Source organism: Gryllotalpicola protaetiae (genome assembly GCF_003627055.1).
GTDB lineage: Bacteria > Actinomycetota > Actinomycetes > Actinomycetales > Microbacteriaceae > Gryllotalpicola > Gryllotalpicola protaetiae.
The window spans coordinates 2,272,638-2,287,534 of sequence record NZ_CP032624.1 but is presented as its reverse complement, the minus strand read 5'-3'; the positions used below and the strand labels follow the sequence as shown (position 1 = coordinate 2,287,534).

The window sequence follows — 14,897 nt, the reverse complement described above, 5'->3', positions numbered from 1 at the left end:
TCGGCACTCAGTGCACGGTCGAGCCCGAACCGGGCGACGCGTATTCGTAGACGACCGCTGACCAGTGATTCTCGATCTGATCCCAGGCACCACTGCCTTGATATGCAAGCCTGAACCGGTCGTTTAGAAGCGGTTCGAGAACCTCGATCACACCCGGAAAGAATGCCGTTTCGGGCGAAAGCCCGAGCCCAAAGCTTGCGATGATCGAGTCGTCGGCGCCCCGCAACCAGACGCCCCAGCCACGCTCGATCGGCAGCGCGACGACGCGGAACACGTGAGCGGGGTCATAGCCATCGGGAAGAGGCGCTTGCTCGGTCATCTCGCCACGGTAGAACAGGCCGTCCCGAAGGCCGCAATGAAGAACATTCCGGGGGCGATGGCGCCGTGCCCTCCTCTCCCTCCATACTCACGTCATGCCCTTCGAGCGCCAGTATGCCGAACACGCGGCCGCCGCGGAGGACGCGGGCCCGGAGTCCGTCCCGTGGGCACTGAGCACCGCTGCAAGCTTCGCCCTCCCCACCGACGAGAAGCCCGTGGTCGCCGCCTCATCCGAGATCATCGGGCGTCTTCTCGTGGTGAGCGGGAACGAGGAAGAAGGCACGCGGATGTTCGATGACTATGCGAGCCCGGCACTCGTCGCGATCGGACAGCCGCGTAGAGCTGAGGCGCTTCGGCGACTTACCCATTGACCGGCCGTCGTGTCGCGAATAGGAACAGGACACAACACATGACGGATGCCGCGCCCGAGATTGCTGCACTCGCCTTCAACGTCGTCATTCCCGATGATCTTCGCTGGCGAGACATTCGCCGGGGAGTCGAGTACGACCTTCAGACGATCACCGTACGGCTCCTTCCAGACGGCAGCGTTGCCGCGAAGGCTTACGGCCGACCAACTGCCGGAGGACGCGGCGGGTACGTCTCATTTCCGGTCCCGAGTCGCCCCGAGATCGCTGACCTGATCTCGGCGGCCGCGGACAGGGCTGCAGATTTGTGGGCTCGTCACGAGCCGTATCTGTGATCCTGATTCGGTGACCGCTGTCCCTTCCTCCTGGATCGAACACCGCCGCGCATCGGATCGCGAACGAGTCGGCTGGCTGCGCGAGGAAGGTGACGGCTGGGTGGCCGTCGATCTGCTCGGGCGGGATGTGACCGGAGTCGTGTCGCTTGATCAGGCTGAGGGGACGCTCGACGAGCTGGGGCTCGGATATCTCGCGGAGCGTTACGAGATAGTCCTCGATGAAGGCCGCGTCGAGCCGGTGCGCATCGTCGAGGTGACGCCGGACCGCATCATCCTGAAAACTGAGGACTGGGGCGCCATCGACGCACCGGTTGAACGGCACGAGCTGTCATGGCCGGCCCCGCCGGCGTTGCGGCTGCGACGTCCGTAGGCCGCCGACCGCGCCGCAGCCGTGCCGATACGCTGCGCCTGCGTGAAGGCCGTGGCGGTGGACGTGCCGTGTGAGCCGGCTCACACCGCGATGCGGTGGCTCGCCAGCCACTCGTCGAGGACGCCCGCGGTTTCATGAAGGAACTCATCCACGACCGCCTCAGAGTCAGGTTCCGGCGCACCGTCGTCGCGCGCATCGTCAAGCTCGTCGCTCAGCGCGACAAGGCGCTGCGCGATCTCGGGACCTGCGTGCCCGACGAGCGCGTGCGCGAGGTCCGCGAGGAGGCGTGCGGGTGTCCCCTGCTCCGTGAATCTGTGCAAAGTGATGATCACTGCGTCATCTCTGGACATGCCCTCCCAATCCACGCCGACCTCGTCGAGCGCACCGTGGAGGACTTTGTCGAGCTCGGCGTCGTCGGATGCCGGCAGGCCGGCGAGCTCACGAAGAGCGGACCCATCAGCACCGCCAGAGAGCGCACGTACCGCCCCGTCCACGGCCGTCGGCGCTGCCTCCTGCCCGAGCAGACGCAGCGCATGAGCGGTGACTAGCGCGCGGACCCCGGCGTCAGTCGAGAGCATCAGGCCTCATCAGATCAGGTCCTTCGACCAGCTGCGCCCGAGCCCACCGCCGCCTGGCAACCTCATCTACCTTGACCAACTCTTCCCGTCCCGCCGGCTCGAAGACATCGCGGTCCATGTCGAACCGGCGATCGGGTCTGGACAGGTGTGCGGCTCCGAGGTGATCTCGGCGCCGCAGGTGATGCAGACGGTCATCAACCGATGGTGGCACGTTTGCGTCGTTGAGTGATCGAGTTCTCCACGCTGATTGAAACGGCAGCCGCTTCGCTTCCTAGGTGTAGTTCCTCGTGAGGTTGTGAACGCGTTCTGAGGGGCTCTTGCCGCCGATGCCGGTGTGGGGTCTGTGGTGATTGTAGTGATGGACCCAGGCCTGGTATTCGGCGGCTCGGGCTTCCTCGGACGCGTACGGCTTGGCGTAGGCCCACTCGGCGGCCAGGGTGCGGTTGAACCGCTCGACTTTGCCGTTCGTCTGCGGCCGGTAGGGTTTGGTGAACTTGTGCTTGATCGTCCCGAGCTCCTTCGCCAGCAGCCGTGAGCGGTAGGCCGAGCCGTTGTCGGTCATGACCCGCTCGATCGTGATGCCGGCCTCGGAGAAGAACGCTTTCGCGCGCTGCCAGAACGCGACCACGGTCTCCTTGCGCTCGTCGGCGAGGATCTCGGAGTACGCCAGCCTCGAGTGGTCGTCCACGACGTGGTGCAGGAACGCGTAGCCGCGCCCGGCCTTGCCGTGCCCGGTGTTGTTCCTGTTGCCCTGCTGCCGGCCGAGCACCCGGTGGCCACCGCCGTCGGGGATGCGGCCGAGCTTCTTGATGTCCATGTGCACCAACTCGCCCGGCTTCTGACGCTCGTAGCGCACCGGCTTCGGCTTCCGGACGGGCAGGCCGGTGTTCTGATCCAGATGGGCGAGCTTGGGCATCCGGTACCGGCTCAGGACGCGCTCGACGGTGGTGCGGGCCAGATGCAGGTGGAAGGCGATGCGGTGGGGGCCCCAGCGGCGGATGAACCGCAACGCGACGATGCGCCGCTCGGTGCGCCTACTGGTGCGGTTCGGGCTCGAGCGCGGCCGGGAACTGCGATCGGTCATCGGCAGGCCCGCGCGCAACCGATCCGCCCACTTCTTGGCCGTGGCCGGCGAGCACTGGAACCGCTCGGCTGCCCGCCGATAGGACCAGCCCTGCTCGAGGATCGACTGGGCCAACCGCAGCCGGCCCTTCGGAGTCAGATGGGCATTAGCGTGAGTCACGAAGACCTCCGGTGAACGAAGTGAGTGTGGTAACCCACATCGTCCCGGAGGTCTTCACTACATCAACCCACGTTCACAACGTGCCGAGGAACTACAGCTAGCCGGCGGCGCTCTGGGGGCGATTCAGGCGACCCTGACGAGCGGCAGGAAGATCTCGTCGATGATGTCGGCGATGGCCGTCGAGGACACTGGCCGCATCGTCATCATGAGTTCGTGCAGGAACAGATCGAAGGCGACGCTGCGCACGCGCGGTGTGAGCTTCGCGGGGTCGATCTCGCCCCGGTCGACGGCCCGCTGAAGCATCCGATCGATGGCCTCCGAACGGGCTTCCACCAAGCCTTGACGCAACTCGCCGAGGTTCGTGCCCGTGTCGCTGTAGAGCGCGCCCAGCCGGCTTAGGAGCGCGATTCCCTTCTGCGCTCGCGACCCGTTCGCGTTGTTCATGAACTGGATGAGGTCGCCGCGCAGGCTGCCGGTATCGGGTACTTCGATGGTCTGCTGGAAGCCGCGATTCCGGATGGCGGCCTTCACCAAGTCCTGCTTGGTGGACCACCGCCGATAGAGCACGGTGCGGGCGGCCTGGGCCCGCGAGGCGACGGCATCCATGGTGAACGCGTCGTAGCCGCGCTCGACGAGCTCGTCCCACGCCGCGTCGAGAAGTGCGGCGTCGAGTTCGGCACCTTTGCGACGACGCTGCACGGATGGGTTTCCGCTAAGCAACATTGTGTTTCCTCCGCGACGATCGTATCCTTGAAACTAAGCAACAGTCTGTAGCTTCATTGGAGGACATCGTGGCAGACAAAGTGAAGATCGAGCCGGCGGTGTGGCGCGTCATTTGGACAGCGCTCGTCGGCGGTCTTGCGGTGCTGTTCGACACGACTATCGTTGCGGTCGCGCTGCATACCCTGGCGACCAAGCTCGACGCATCCGTCGCGACGATCCAGTGGGTGAGCACCGGCTACCTGCTCGCGCTTGCCGTCGTCATGCCCGTCACGGGGTGGGCGCAGCGGACGATCGGGCGCAAGCGCGTCTGGATGATCGCGCTGACGGTGTTCATGGTCGGCTCGATCCTCAGCAGCCTGGCCTGGAACGTCGAGAGCCTGATCGCCTTCCGGGCACTGCAGGGCGTCGGCGGCGGTGCGCTGATGCCGCTCATGGGCACGATCGTCGTCCAGGCATCCGGCGGAAAGAACCTGGGCCGCATCATGTCGATCATCGGCATCCCGATCGTGCTCGGGCCCGTGCTCGGGCCCGTCCTCGGCGGCCTCATCCTGCAGAACCTCAGCTGGCCGTGGCTGTTCTGGGTGAACGTGCCGGTGTGCCTCATCGGGCTCGTCATGGCCGCGTTGTTCCTGCCGAAGGACCCCGCGGTGACGAGGGCGCATTTCGATGCGGTCGGCTTCGTCCTCCTCGCCCCGGGCCTGGTCGCGCTGCTCTACGGCTTGAGCAACGCCGGCCAAGCCGGTGGCTTCGCGCAGGGCGACGTCGAGGTGCCGCTGATCGGCGGGGTGATCCTCGTCGCCGGGTTCGTCTGGTGGGCACTCCGCCATCGCGGCAAGGCATTGCTGGACCTGCAGCTGCTCAAGTACTGGCCACTGGCCTCCGCTTCGCTCGTGCAATTCTTCTCCGGCGTCTCGCTGATCGGCGCGATGCTGCTCGTACCGCTGTACTTCCAGGAGCTCCGCGGCACCTCTGCGCTCGGCGCCGGCCTCATCTTGATCGCCCAAGGCGCCGGCGCGCTCGCGGTGCGCTCGTTCATCGGGCGCCTCTCCGACCGGTTCGGGGCCCGATGGCTGGTCGTGACCGGGTTCTTCATCGTGCTGCTGGGCACCGTGCCGTTCGCGTTCGCCGACACGACGACCAACTGGGTCACGCTGATCGCCGCGTTGTTCGTTCGCGGCCTCGGTCTCGGCGTCGTCACCACCCCTCTCATGACGGTGGGGTTCCGCGGCCTCCCCGGACCCGACGTGCCCGACGCCAGCATCATCAGCCGGGTCTCCCAGCAACTCGGCGGCTCGTTCGGCGGCGCGGTGCTGACCGTCATCCTTGCCGGAGCGGCAACCACGGCAGCCGCAACGGGCGCACACGGACTCTCTGTCGCGGCGTTCCAACAGAGCTTCTGGTGGGCCACCGGATTCACCGCGCTGGGCGTCGCGCTGTCATTCCTTCTCCCGGCCAGCTTGCCGGCGGCCGCCCCGCATCCCGGCGGCGCGGGGACCAAGACGGAAGAGTCCGCGCCTGCGGCGAGATAGCGACCATCACACCGACAACCACACCGACACCGACACCGACACCGACACCGACACCGAAAGCGAAACGCTCATGACACTCCTGCCCCACTATCCGATCGCGATCGTCGGCGGCGGTCTCGGCGGACTGACCGCCGCCGCGGTCCTGCACGTCAACGGCATCGAATCGACGGTCTTCGAGCTCGAGGCGGGCCGCCATGTCCGCACCCAGGGCGGGATGCTCGACATCCACCAGGGCACCGGCCAGAAGGCCCTCGACGCCGCCGGACTCTTCGAGGTGTTCCTGAAGCACATCCTCCCCGGCGGCGAGGCCACCCGCATCCTCGATCGAAGCGGGGCGGTGCTGCTGAACGAAGAGGACAACGGCGAAGCCGGCCGGCCCGAGATCGAGCGCGGCACCCTTCGCGAACTGCTCCTCGACGCGCTTCCTGCCCACACCGTCAACTGGGGTTCCAAGGTCACTGCCGCCCGCGCGGTCGAAGGCCGCCCCGGCCGGCACGAGGTGCAACTCGCCGACGGCACGGGCTTCACCACCGATCTGCTCATCGGCGCCGATGGGGCGTGGTCGCGGATTCGCCCGCTCGTCTCCGACGCAGTGCCCGCCTATAGCGGGATCTCCTTCATCGAAGCCGACCTGTTCGAGGCCGACGCCAGGCATCCGGTCGAGGCGGAAGCCATGGGCGGCGGCATGCTCTTCGCGCTGGGTGGAGACACCGGGATCATGGGGCACCGAGAGCCCGACGGGAGCCTGCACGTCTACCTCGGCCACCGATCTGAAGAGGCCTGGATCGACACCATCGACTTCAACAACGACGCCGCCGCGAAGGTCGCGGTGCTACGGCTTCTCGATGGCTGGGGCGAGAACCTGCGCGGGTTGATCGCGAACGCAGACACGATGCTCACGCCCCGCCACATCCACGCCCTGCCCGTCGGCCACTCCTGGCCGCGCGTGCCCGGCGTCACCCTCATCGGAGACGCCGCCCACCTGATGTCGCCGTTCGCCGGCGAAGGAGCGAACCTCGCCATGTACGACGGCGCCGAGCTCGCGCGCGCAATCGCGGAACATCCAGGCGCGACAGAGGACGCGCTCGCGCAATACGAAACCGAGCTCTTCCCCCGTTCCGAGGCGTCCGCATCCGAGACGGCCGAGAGCATGGAGCTGATCTTCGCCCCCGATGCGCCCAAGGGCCTGCTCGAAATGTTCGAGATGATCGCAACCCTCACCGCACAAGGGGCCGGCGGCGGGGAGCCGTAAAAAGAGCGACAGGTCAGAGTAGCGCGTCGAATTCGATGCTGTCGCCCCATAGTTCGCTGACGGGAGCGACTTTGGGCGCGTTGCCCATGCGCCGCGTCCGCCCAGGTTGGGATAGCGTTTTCCCGATGTCTGCCCCTCACCTTGCACGTTCCGGCAGCGCAACGCTGCTCATGGTCGATGACGCCCCGTTTGTCATCCGCGGCGGTGAGCTCGGGAACTCGAGCGCCGAGCGCGCCTACCTCGACGAGTTCTGGCCGAAGCTCGAGGCCATCGGCCTCAACACGGTCGTCGCCCCCGTCTACTGGCATGCGATCGAACCCGAGGAAGGCGCCTTCGACTGGGCCCTCGTCGACGAGCTGGTCGACGACGCGAGCGCGCACGGCATGCGCCTCGTGCTGCTGTGGTTCGGCACGTGGAAGAACAGCATGTCCTGCTACGCGCCCGCGTGGGTCAAGACCGACCTCGCGCGCTTCCCGCGGGCGCGCACCGCACGCGGCCAGACGCTCGAGCTGCTCACCCCGTTCGCGGCCGAGAGCCGCGACGCCGATGCGCGCGCCTTCGCCGCGCTCATGGCTCATCTGCGCGAGACCGACACGGAGCACACGGTGATCATGGTGCAGGTCGAGAACGAGATCGGCATGATCGAGGACCCGCGCGACCACAGCGAGCAGGCGGATGCCGCGTTCGCGGGCCCCGTGCCCGCTGATCTGCTGCCGGCCGGGGCTCGACCCGGCACATGGACCGAGGTCTTCGGCGACTCCCCCGCCACCGAGGAGCGCTTCATGGCGTGGGCGTTCGCGCGCTACGTCGACGCGGTGGCTGCGGCGGGCAAGGCCCAGCTCCCCGTGCCGATGTACACGAACGCGGCGCTGATCCGCCCGGGCGCGACACCGGGCCAGTACCCGAGCGCGGGCCCGTTGCCGCACCTCGCCGACGTCTGGCGCGCGGGCGCGCCGAGCCTCGACTTCATCGCCCCCGACATCTACTTCCCGAACTTCGCCGAGTGGGCCGATGCCTACGTCGACAGCGGCAGCCCGCTGTTCGTGCCGGAGGCGCTGCGCAGCATCGACGCGGCGGCCAACGCGCTCTATGCGTATGGCCGGCATGCGGCGCTCGGCTTCTCGCCGTTCAGCATCGAGTCGATCTCGGGCGAGGCCGAGTCGTACCTGACCGCCGCCTACGACGTCGTCGCGCAGCTCACCCCGCTCATCGCGGCCCACGCGGGCGACGGCATGATGACCGGACTGCTGCCTCCGTCGGACGACATGCGCGCCCCGCACCGCGTGCGCCTCGGCGACATCGTGCTGTCGGCGAGCTACGAGCGCGTCGGCGCGCCAGCGCTCGCCGACGGCGTGATCAACGAGTCGGGCGACAGCCACGGCACCCGCCGCCTGCCATCGGCGGCGATCGTGATCCGCACCGCTCCCGACGAGCTCGTCGTCGCCGGCATCGGCGTGACGCTCACCTTCCATTCTGTCGAGGCAGGCGGCGACACGGTCGGCATCCTCGACTGCCAAGAGGGCCGATTCGAAGCGGACGGAACCTGGCGCCGCACGCGCTGGCTGAGCGGCGACCAGACCCACCAGGGGCGCCACGTGCGCCTCGAGCCGGGCCGCTTCGCAATCCAGCGGGTGCGCCTCTACCGCTACCGGTAGCCGCCCCCGCGCCGGCGGGTGCGAAACGCACGTTCGTTCGCCGTCGAACGTGCGTTTCGCACCTCTGGATCGCGGCTAGAGCCGCGCGAGCGCTTCCAGCACGTCGGCGACCAGGTCGGCGGCGGTCTCGACGCCGACCGAAAGCCGCACGATGTTGGTCGCGATCGCGAGCGGGGTATCCTTCACGGACGCGTGCGTCATCTCGCTCGGGTACCCGATGAGCGACTCGACGCCACCGAGTGATTCGGCGAGCTGGAACACCCGGGTGGACTCGGCGAAGCGGCGAGCGGATGCCTCACCGCCGGCGAGTGCGACGGAAAGCATCCCGCCGAACCCTGACATCTGCCGCGCCGCGAGCTCGTGCCCCGGGTGCATCGCGAGCCCGGGGTAGAACACCCGCTCGACCGCGGCATGCCCCTCGAGCGCCTCGGCGACGGCCTGCGCGTTCGCGGAGTGCTGCCGCATGCGCAGCTCGAGCGTCTTGATGCCGCGGCTCGTGAGGAACGCGTCGAGCGGCGACGACACGGCGCCGACGGCGAACTGCTGGAACGCGATCGCCTCCCCCACCTCGTCGAGGCCGGGCGCGATCACGACCGCGCCGCCGATCACGTCGGAGTGCCCGCCGAGGTATTTGGTCGTCGAGTGCACGACGATGTCGGCCCCGAGCGCGATCGGCTGCTGCAGCGCGGGCGACGCGAAGGTGTTGTCGACCACGGCGAGCGCGCCCGCCTCGTGCGCGAGTTCGGCGAGAGCCGCGATGTCGCTGATCTTCATCAGCGGGTTGCTCGGCGTCTCGACCCACAGCAGGCGCGTGTTCGGTGCGCCAAGAGCCGAGCGCGCGGCATCCGTATCGCCCAGATCGACGGTCGTGAGCCGCACGCCCCACGCGCCGAACACCCGGCTGATCAGGCGGTGCGTGCCGCCGTACGCGTCGTTGCCGAGCACCACGTGGTCGCCGGGCTTGAGCGTCGCGCGCAGCACGGCGTCCTCGGCGGCGAGCCCCGACGCGAACGACAGCGCCCGCGCGCCGCCCTCGAGCGCGGCGAGCTGCGTCTGCAGCGCATCACGGGTCGGGTTGCCGCCGCGGCCGTACTCGTAGCCGTTCCGCAGGCCGCCGATGCCGTCCTGCACGAACGTCGAGGTGAGGTACACGGGCGGGATGATCGCGCCCGTGGTCGGGTCGAACTCCTGTCCTGCGTGAATGGCCCTGGTGGCGAATCCGTCAGTCATGTCTTTCCTTTACTTGCTCAAGAACGTGAGGAGATCGGCGCGCGTCAGCACCGTCACCGGGGCGCCGCCGTCGGTGATGAGCAGGGCGGATGCCTCGGCCAGCCGCTCCTGCGCGGCGGCCACCGACTCGCTGATGCCGATCAGGGGCAGCGGCGCCTGAACGACCTTCGCCACCTCGTCGCCGAGCGCCGCCTCGCCCGTGAACACCTGCTCGAGCAGCGTGGCCTCGTCGAGCGCGCCGACGACCTCGCCGAGCACAACGGGCGGCTCGGCAGACAGCACGGGCAGCTGCGAGACGCCGTACGTTCCCATGATCTCGATGGCGTCGTGCACCGTGTCGTGCGGGTGCGCATGGACGAGCGCGGGCAGCTCGCCCGACTTGCTCGCGATCACATCGCGCACAGTGTGCTCTGCGGCGGGCTCGCTGAAGCCGTAGGAGCGCAGCCAGCCGTCGTTGAAGATCTTGCCGAGGTAGCCCCGACCGCCATCAGGCAGCAGCACGACGACCGTGTCGTCGGGGCCGAGGGTCGCGGCGACACGCAGCGCGGCGACGACCGCCATGCCGCTCGAGCCGCCGACGAGCAGGGCTTCCTCGCGCGCGAGACGGCGGGTCATCTCGAACGCCTCACGGTCGCTGACGGCGATGACCTCGTCGGGCACGCTCGGGTCGTAGGCGGGGGGCCAGATGTCCTCGCCGACGCCCTCGACGAGGTAGGGGCGACCTGTGCCGCCTGAGTACACCGAGCCGACGGGGTCGGCTCCAATGATGCGCACGCGCCCGTCTGAGATCTCTTTGAGGTAGCGGCCGGTGCCCGTGATGGTGCCTCCCGTGCCGATGCCGGCGACGAAGTGTGTGACGGTGCCGTCGGTGTCGCGCCAGATCTCGGGGCCGGTCGACTCGTAGTGGCTGCGGGGTCCGTTGGGGTTCGCGTACTGGTTGGGCTTGAACGCCCCGGGGATCTCGGCGGCGAGCCGGTCGCTGACCGAGTAGTACGAGTCGGGGTCGTCGGCGGCCACCGACGTCGGCGTGACGACGACCTCTGCCCCGTATGCCGTGAGCACTGCCCGTTTGTCCTCACCGACCTTGTCGGGCAGCACGAACACGCAGCGGTAGCCGCGCTGCTGCGCCACGAGCGCCAGCCCGACGCCGGTATTGCCGCTGGTCGGCTCGACGATGGTGCCGCCGGGCTTCAACAGCCCGTCGCGCTCGGCGGCGTCGATGATCCGCTCCGCGATGCGGTCCTTGGCCGAGCCGCCGGGGTTGAAGTACTCGACCTTGGCGAGCACGGTGGCGGGGATCCCGGCCGTCACCTTTGTGAGGCGGACGAGCGGCGTGTCCCCGATGAGGTCGACGATGTGATTCGCGATACGCACGACGCGCCAGCCTAGGCGGGCCGACCGAGAGCGGCAATCGGTGTTACGGGCTCGCCACTGCAGAGCTACCTAGACTGGCCGCATGCCGCTGTCCGAGCTGTCGAGCACCGCGCAGGATTACCTCAAGGTGATCTGGACTGCCACAGAATGGGCGCCCGGCCCGGTCACCGTGACGCTGCTGGCCGACCGCATGGGCGTGCGCAAGGCGACCGCCAGCGACACGGTGCGGCGGCTCGTCGACGCGGGCCTGCTCGAGCACGAGCCATACGGGGGCGTCGACCTCACCGAGCTCGGCCGTGAGCACGCGATCGGCATGGTGCGTCGCCACCGCATCCTCGAGACCTTCCTCGTCGACTCGCTCGGCTACGCGTGGGACGAGGTGCACGACGAGGCCGAGACCCTCGAGCACGCCGTCTCCGACACGCTCATCGACCGCATCGACGCGATGCTCGGCCACCCCGCGCGTGACCCGCACGGCGACCCGATTCCCACGCCGGACGGCCTGCCGCATCTGCCCACCGCGATTCTGCTGGCGGATGCCCCAGCCGGCGTCGCCCTGACGGTCGAGCGCATCTCCGATTCCGACCCGGAGGTCCTGCGCGGCCTGGCCGCCCGCGGCATCCGCCCCGGCTCCGTGCTGACGCTCCCCCTCGACCTGTCGCCGCAGGAATCCGCGGCGATCCGCGTCTCGCTCTAGAACGCCAGCACCACCAGCACGACGTTAAGCACCACGATCCCGGCGGCGACGATCACGGCGAGCACGCGCGTCCGCACGGCGTCCACCGCGTCCCCCATCACCGCGCGCGAGCCGGTCAGCCTGATCAGCGGGATGATCGCGAACGGGATGCCGATCGACAGCACCACCTGGCTCAGCACGAGCGCCCAGGTCGGGTCGACGCCGACCGCGAGCACAACGATCGCCGGGATCAGCGTGACCGCGCGGCGCAGCAGCAGCGGCACCTTCACCTTGAGCAGCGCGCCCATCACGACCGCGCCTGCGTAGGCGCCGACCGACGATGACGCGAACCCCGACGCCAGCAGCCCGATCGCAAAGGCGACGCCGACGACCGGGCCGAGCGCGTGGGCGATCGCCGCATGCGCCCCCGGGATCGTGTCGGTGCCCGGCACGCCGCGCAGCGCGTCGGCGGCGAGCACGAGCATCGCGATGTTGACGACGCCGGCGATGACCAGCGCGGCGATGACGTCGACGCGATTCGCCGCGAGCAGCGCGCGCCGATGCTTCTGCGACTTGTCGGTGCGGTGCCGGTCGCGCGACAGCGCCGAGTGCAGGTACACGGCGTGCGGCATAACGGTCGCGCCGAGCATGGAGGCTGCGAGCAGCACCGTGTCGCTGCCCTCGAAGCGCGGCACGAGTCCGCCGGCGAACCCCGACCAGTCGACCGGCGAGACCACGGCGCCCGCGACGAATCCGACCGCGATCACCGCGAGCAGGGCCATCACTGCGAATTCGAAGCGGCGCTGACTGCGGGTCTGCACCGCGAGCAGGCCGATCGACGCGACGCCGACGATCACACCGCCCGCGACGAGCGGCAGCCCGAACAGCAGGTTGAGGGCGATCGCCCCGCCGAGCACCTCGGCGAGGTCGGTGGCGGCCGAGACGATCTCGGCCTGGGCCCAGAAGGCGAGCCGTGCGGGGCGGCCGAGCCGCTCGGCGAGCAGCTCCGGCAGGCTCTTGCCCGTCACGATGCCGAGCTTCGACGACAGGTACTGCACGAGCATCGCCGAGGCGTTGGCCAGTACGAGCACCCACAGCAGCAGGAATCCGTATCTCGCGCCCGCCGTCAGATTCGCGGCGACGTTGCCGGGGTCGACGTACGCGATGGACGCGACGAACGCGGGGCCGAGCAGGGCGAGGCGACGCGCCCACTTCGGGCGCGGACGTGATGCAGGGCGAGCGGATGTCTGCTCCGAAGCATCCGCATCGATGGCCATTGCCGCTCCCCTGAAAAGTTAGTACAGACTAACTCTCCGAGGGTAGCGCCAGCTCGGCCTGCTGTGTGTACAGCCGCGCGTACACGCCGCCCCGAGCGAGCAACTCGAGGTGCGTGCCGCTCTCGACGAGGCGCCCGCCGTCGATCACGAAGATCACGTCGGCCGCGACGATCGTCGACAGCCGGTGCGCGATGGCGATCGTCGTGCGCCCGCTCGTCGCCGAGTCGAGCGCCTGCTGCACGACCCGCTCAGACACTGAGTCGAGCGCGCTGGTCGCCTCATCGAGGATCAGCACCTCCGGGTCCTTCAGCAGCACCCGCGCGATCGCGATGCGCTGCTTCTCGCCGCCCGACAACCGGTAGCCGCGCTCGCCGACCAGCGTCTCGTAGCCATCGGGGAATCGTGCGATCGTCTCGTGGATGTTGGCCGCCCGGCACGCCGCCTCCAGCTCGGCATCCGTCGCCCCCGGCCGCGCGTAGCGCAGGTTCTCGGCGATCGATGCGTGGAACAGGTACGTCTCCTGGCTCACGATGCCGATGTGCGAGACGAGCGATTCGCCGCGCAGCTCGCGCACGTCGCGCCCGGCGAATCTGACGACGCCGCCGGATGCCTCGTAGAACCGCGGAATCAGGTATGAGACCGTCGTCTTCCCCGCCCCCGATGGCCCGACGAACGCCGCGAACCGCCCCGGCTCGATGCGGAACGACACGTCGTCGAGCGTCGCCCGCTCACCCGGCCGCGCGTCGGGGTATCGGAACGTCACGCCCTCGAATGCGACCCCAATCGCCTGTCGTGGCGGCCGCTCGCCGTCCGCGCACTCGTCCTCGGCCGGGCTGACCGGAACGGCATCCGCCCGGTCTGCGATCGCCGGCTTCAGGTCGAGGTACTCGAAGATCCGCGCGAACAGCGCCCCCGAGGTCTGCAGGTCGAGGGCCACGCGCATGAGCCCGATGAGCGGGAACATCAGACGCGCCTGCACGGTCGTGAACGCCACGATGGTGCCGGCCGTGACGTTGTGCGCACCCCCGGTGATCAGCCACCCCGCGACGAGATACACGATGGCGGGAACCGACGACAGGAACACCTGCACCATCGCGAAGAACCACTGCCCGCTCATCGCCTGCCGCACCTGCAGGCGGATCTGGTTGTCGTTCTCGTCCGCATAGCGCGCGATCTCGCTGCGCTGCCGGTTGAACGACTTGGAGAGCAGGATGCCGGAGACCGACAGCGTCTCCTGCGTGATGGCGGACATGTCCGACAGGCTCTCCTGCGTCTGCCCCGCGATGCGGGCACGCACCTGGCCGACCCTGCGCTGGGCGAGCACGAGCGCCGGCATCAGCACGACGGAGACGATCGTCAGCTGCCAGTTGAGCAGCAGCATCGCGACGAGGGCCGCGATCACCTGCACCGTGTTGCCGATGACGCTCGAGACGGTGTTGGTCAGCGCGTTCGCGACGCCCCCGACGTCGTTCTGCAGCCGCGACTGGATGACACCCGTCTTGGTGTGCGTGAAGAAGCTCAGCTCCATCGCCTGGAGGTGCCGGAACAGCTTGACCCGCAGCGCCCCCATGACGTTGTTGCCGATGGTCGCGGTGAGCCAGGTCTGCCATACCCCGATGAGGCCGGATGCCACATACAGCAGCACCATCACCACGACGAGCGTCACCAGCACGGGCACGTTCACGCCGCCGCCATGCGGGAAGAGCCCGTCGTCGAAGATCCGCTGCACCAGCAACGGCGGAATGACGCTGATCGCGGCCGAGAGCAGCACGAGCACGATTGTGACGAGCAGCTTGCCGCGGTAGGGGCGGAACAGGCCGCCGATGCGCCGCACCAGATGGTCGATCGTCGGCGCCTGCGCGTTCAGGGCCCGCTGCGCCGCGTAGTCGCCGCTGCTGATCCGCCCGCCCGGCGCGCGGCGGGCGCCGATACCGCTCACCGTACGAGGCTACGCGGCCTGAGGCATCCATGG

The 14,897-nt window shown here is 68.8% G+C and carries 15 protein-coding genes; 7 read left to right on the top strand and 8 right to left on the bottom strand.

Annotated features, from left to right (window positions below; all coding sequences use genetic code 11):
• Nucleotides 1-7: 7 nt before the first annotated feature.
• Nucleotides 8-319, bottom strand: coding sequence for a hypothetical protein (locus D7I44_RS11225; RefSeq protein WP_120789572.1), 312 nt, complete (start codon nucleotides 317-319; stop codon nucleotides 8-10).
• A 94-nt stretch (nucleotides 320-413) separates the two neighbouring features.
• Here D7I44_RS11225 and D7I44_RS11220 point away from each other — a divergent pair, with 94 nt between their 5' ends.
• Genes D7I44_RS11220 through D7I44_RS11210 form a run of 3 tightly spaced genes read left to right on the top strand, consistent with a single transcriptional unit; the run spans nucleotide 414 to nucleotide 1,388 of the window.
• Nucleotides 414-689: a hypothetical protein gene (locus D7I44_RS11220; protein ID WP_120789571.1), complete on the top strand. Its 276-nt coding sequence runs from the start codon at nucleotides 414-416 to the stop codon at nucleotides 687-689.
• 38 nt (nucleotides 690-727) lie between these two features.
• Complete coding sequence (locus tag D7I44_RS11215; protein WP_120789570.1) at nucleotides 728-1,018, top strand: hypothetical protein; 291 nt, start codon at nucleotides 728-730, stop codon at nucleotides 1,016-1,018.
• Between the two features lie 10 nt (nucleotides 1,019-1,028).
• Nucleotides 1,029-1,388 carry a hypothetical protein gene (locus tag D7I44_RS11210; protein WP_120789569.1) on the top strand — a complete coding sequence of 120 codons (360 nt, stop codon included), beginning with the start codon at nucleotides 1,029-1,031 and terminating at the stop codon, nucleotides 1,386-1,388.
• Nucleotides 1,389-1,468: 80 nt separating this feature from the next.
• Here D7I44_RS11210 and D7I44_RS11205 read toward each other — a convergent pair whose 3' ends face one another.
• From D7I44_RS11205 to D7I44_RS11195, 3 genes are all read right to left on the bottom strand, one after another.
• A complete protein-coding gene (locus tag D7I44_RS11205; RefSeq protein ID WP_120789568.1) occupies nucleotides 1,469-1,966 on the bottom strand; it encodes a hypothetical protein in 498 nt (165 codons plus the stop codon).
• Between the two features lie 271 nt (nucleotides 1,967-2,237).
• Nucleotides 2,238-3,209 (bottom strand): IS481 family transposase, encoded by a 972-nt coding sequence (locus D7I44_RS11200; protein WP_120789567.1) that lies wholly within the window; start codon nucleotides 3,207-3,209, stop codon nucleotides 2,238-2,240.
• Between the two features lie 123 nt (nucleotides 3,210-3,332).
• On the bottom strand, nucleotides 3,333-3,932 hold the full coding sequence (locus tag D7I44_RS11195) for a TetR/AcrR family transcriptional regulator (protein WP_120789566.1): 600 nt from the start codon (nucleotides 3,930-3,932) through the stop codon (nucleotides 3,333-3,335).
• Nucleotides 3,933-4,000: 68 nt separating this feature from the next.
• On the opposite strand from D7I44_RS11195, the gene D7I44_RS11190 reads away from it, so the two are divergent.
• The 3 genes from D7I44_RS11190 (at nucleotide 4,001) to D7I44_RS11180 (ending at nucleotide 8,368) form a co-directional block, all read left to right on the top strand.
• Nucleotides 4,001-5,461: an MDR family MFS transporter gene (locus D7I44_RS11190; RefSeq protein WP_245979543.1), complete on the top strand. Its 1,461-nt coding sequence runs from the start codon at nucleotides 4,001-4,003 to the stop codon at nucleotides 5,459-5,461.
• Between the two features lie 70 nt (nucleotides 5,462-5,531).
• Nucleotides 5,532-6,713, top strand: a complete 1,182-nt coding sequence (locus D7I44_RS11185) for an FAD-dependent oxidoreductase (protein WP_120789565.1) — start codon at nucleotides 5,532-5,534, stop codon at nucleotides 6,711-6,713.
• Between the two features lie 125 nt (nucleotides 6,714-6,838).
• The gene (locus D7I44_RS11180; protein ID WP_120789564.1) at nucleotides 6,839-8,368 is read left to right on the top strand and encodes a GH35 family beta-galactosidase; all 1,530 of its coding nucleotides are present in this window, start codon (nucleotides 6,839-6,841) and stop codon (nucleotides 8,366-8,368) included.
• A gap of 75 nt (nucleotides 8,369-8,443) precedes the next feature.
• On the opposite strand, the gene D7I44_RS11175 is transcribed toward D7I44_RS11180, so the two are convergent.
• Both D7I44_RS11175 and D7I44_RS11170 read right to left on the bottom strand, forming a co-directional pair.
• A complete protein-coding gene (locus D7I44_RS11175) occupies nucleotides 8,444-9,598 on the bottom strand; it encodes a cystathionine gamma-synthase (protein WP_120789563.1) in 1,155 nt (384 codons plus the stop codon).
• Nucleotides 9,599-9,607: 9 nt separating this feature from the next.
• The gene (locus tag D7I44_RS11170; protein ID WP_120789562.1) at nucleotides 9,608-10,972 is read right to left on the bottom strand and encodes a cystathionine beta-synthase; all 1,365 of its coding nucleotides are present in this window, start codon (nucleotides 10,970-10,972) and stop codon (nucleotides 9,608-9,610) included.
• Nucleotides 10,973-11,054: 82 nt separating this feature from the next.
• Between D7I44_RS11170 and D7I44_RS11165 the strand changes: the two genes are divergently transcribed.
• Nucleotides 11,055-11,669: a metal-dependent transcriptional regulator gene (locus D7I44_RS11165; RefSeq protein WP_120789561.1), complete on the top strand. Its 615-nt coding sequence runs from the start codon at nucleotides 11,055-11,057 to the stop codon at nucleotides 11,667-11,669.
• Here D7I44_RS11165 and D7I44_RS11160 read toward each other — a convergent pair.
• Together D7I44_RS11160 and D7I44_RS11155 are read right to left on the bottom strand one after the other, a co-directional pair.
• On the bottom strand, nucleotides 11,666-12,925 hold the full coding sequence (locus D7I44_RS11160; protein WP_181445563.1) for an Nramp family divalent metal transporter: 1,260 nt from the start codon (nucleotides 12,923-12,925) through the stop codon (nucleotides 11,666-11,668). The genes D7I44_RS11165 and D7I44_RS11160 overlap by 4 nt on opposite strands.
• A 28-nt stretch (nucleotides 12,926-12,953) precedes the next feature.
• On the bottom strand, nucleotides 12,954-14,864 hold the full coding sequence (locus D7I44_RS11155; RefSeq protein ID WP_220093765.1) for an ABC transporter ATP-binding protein: 1,911 nt from the start codon (nucleotides 14,862-14,864) through the stop codon (nucleotides 12,954-12,956).
• Nucleotides 14,865-14,897: the final 33 nt, after the last annotated feature.

Coding starts and splice junctions, on each gene's coding strand:
- D7I44_RS11225 (WP_120789572.1), bottom strand. CDS start 319: ATGACCGAGCAAGCGCCTCTTCCCGATGGCTATGACCCCGCTCACGTG.
- D7I44_RS11220 (WP_120789571.1), top strand. CDS start 414: ATGCCCTTCGAGCGCCAGTATGCCGAACACGCGGCCGCCGCGGAGGAC.
- D7I44_RS11215 (WP_120789570.1), top strand. CDS start 728: ATGACGGATGCCGCGCCCGAGATTGCTGCACTCGCCTTCAACGTCGTC.
- D7I44_RS11205 (WP_120789568.1), bottom strand. CDS start 1,966: ATGCTCTCGACTGACGCCGGGGTCCGCGCGCTAGTCACCGCTCATGCG.
- D7I44_RS11195 (WP_120789566.1), bottom strand. CDS start 3,932: ATGTTGCTTAGCGGAAACCCATCCGTGCAGCGTCGTCGCAAAGGTGCC.
- D7I44_RS11185 (WP_120789565.1), top strand. CDS start 5,532: ATGACACTCCTGCCCCACTATCCGATCGCGATCGTCGGCGGCGGTCTC.
- D7I44_RS11180 (WP_120789564.1), top strand. CDS start 6,839: ATGTCTGCCCCTCACCTTGCACGTTCCGGCAGCGCAACGCTGCTCATG.
- D7I44_RS11175 (WP_120789563.1), bottom strand. CDS start 9,598: ATGACTGACGGATTCGCCACCAGGGCCATTCACGCAGGACAGGAGTTC.
- D7I44_RS11165 (WP_120789561.1), top strand. CDS start 11,055: ATGCCGCTGTCCGAGCTGTCGAGCACCGCGCAGGATTACCTCAAGGTG.
- D7I44_RS11160 (WP_181445563.1), bottom strand. CDS start 12,925: ATGGCCATCGATGCGGATGCTTCGGAGCAGACATCCGCTCGCCCTGCA.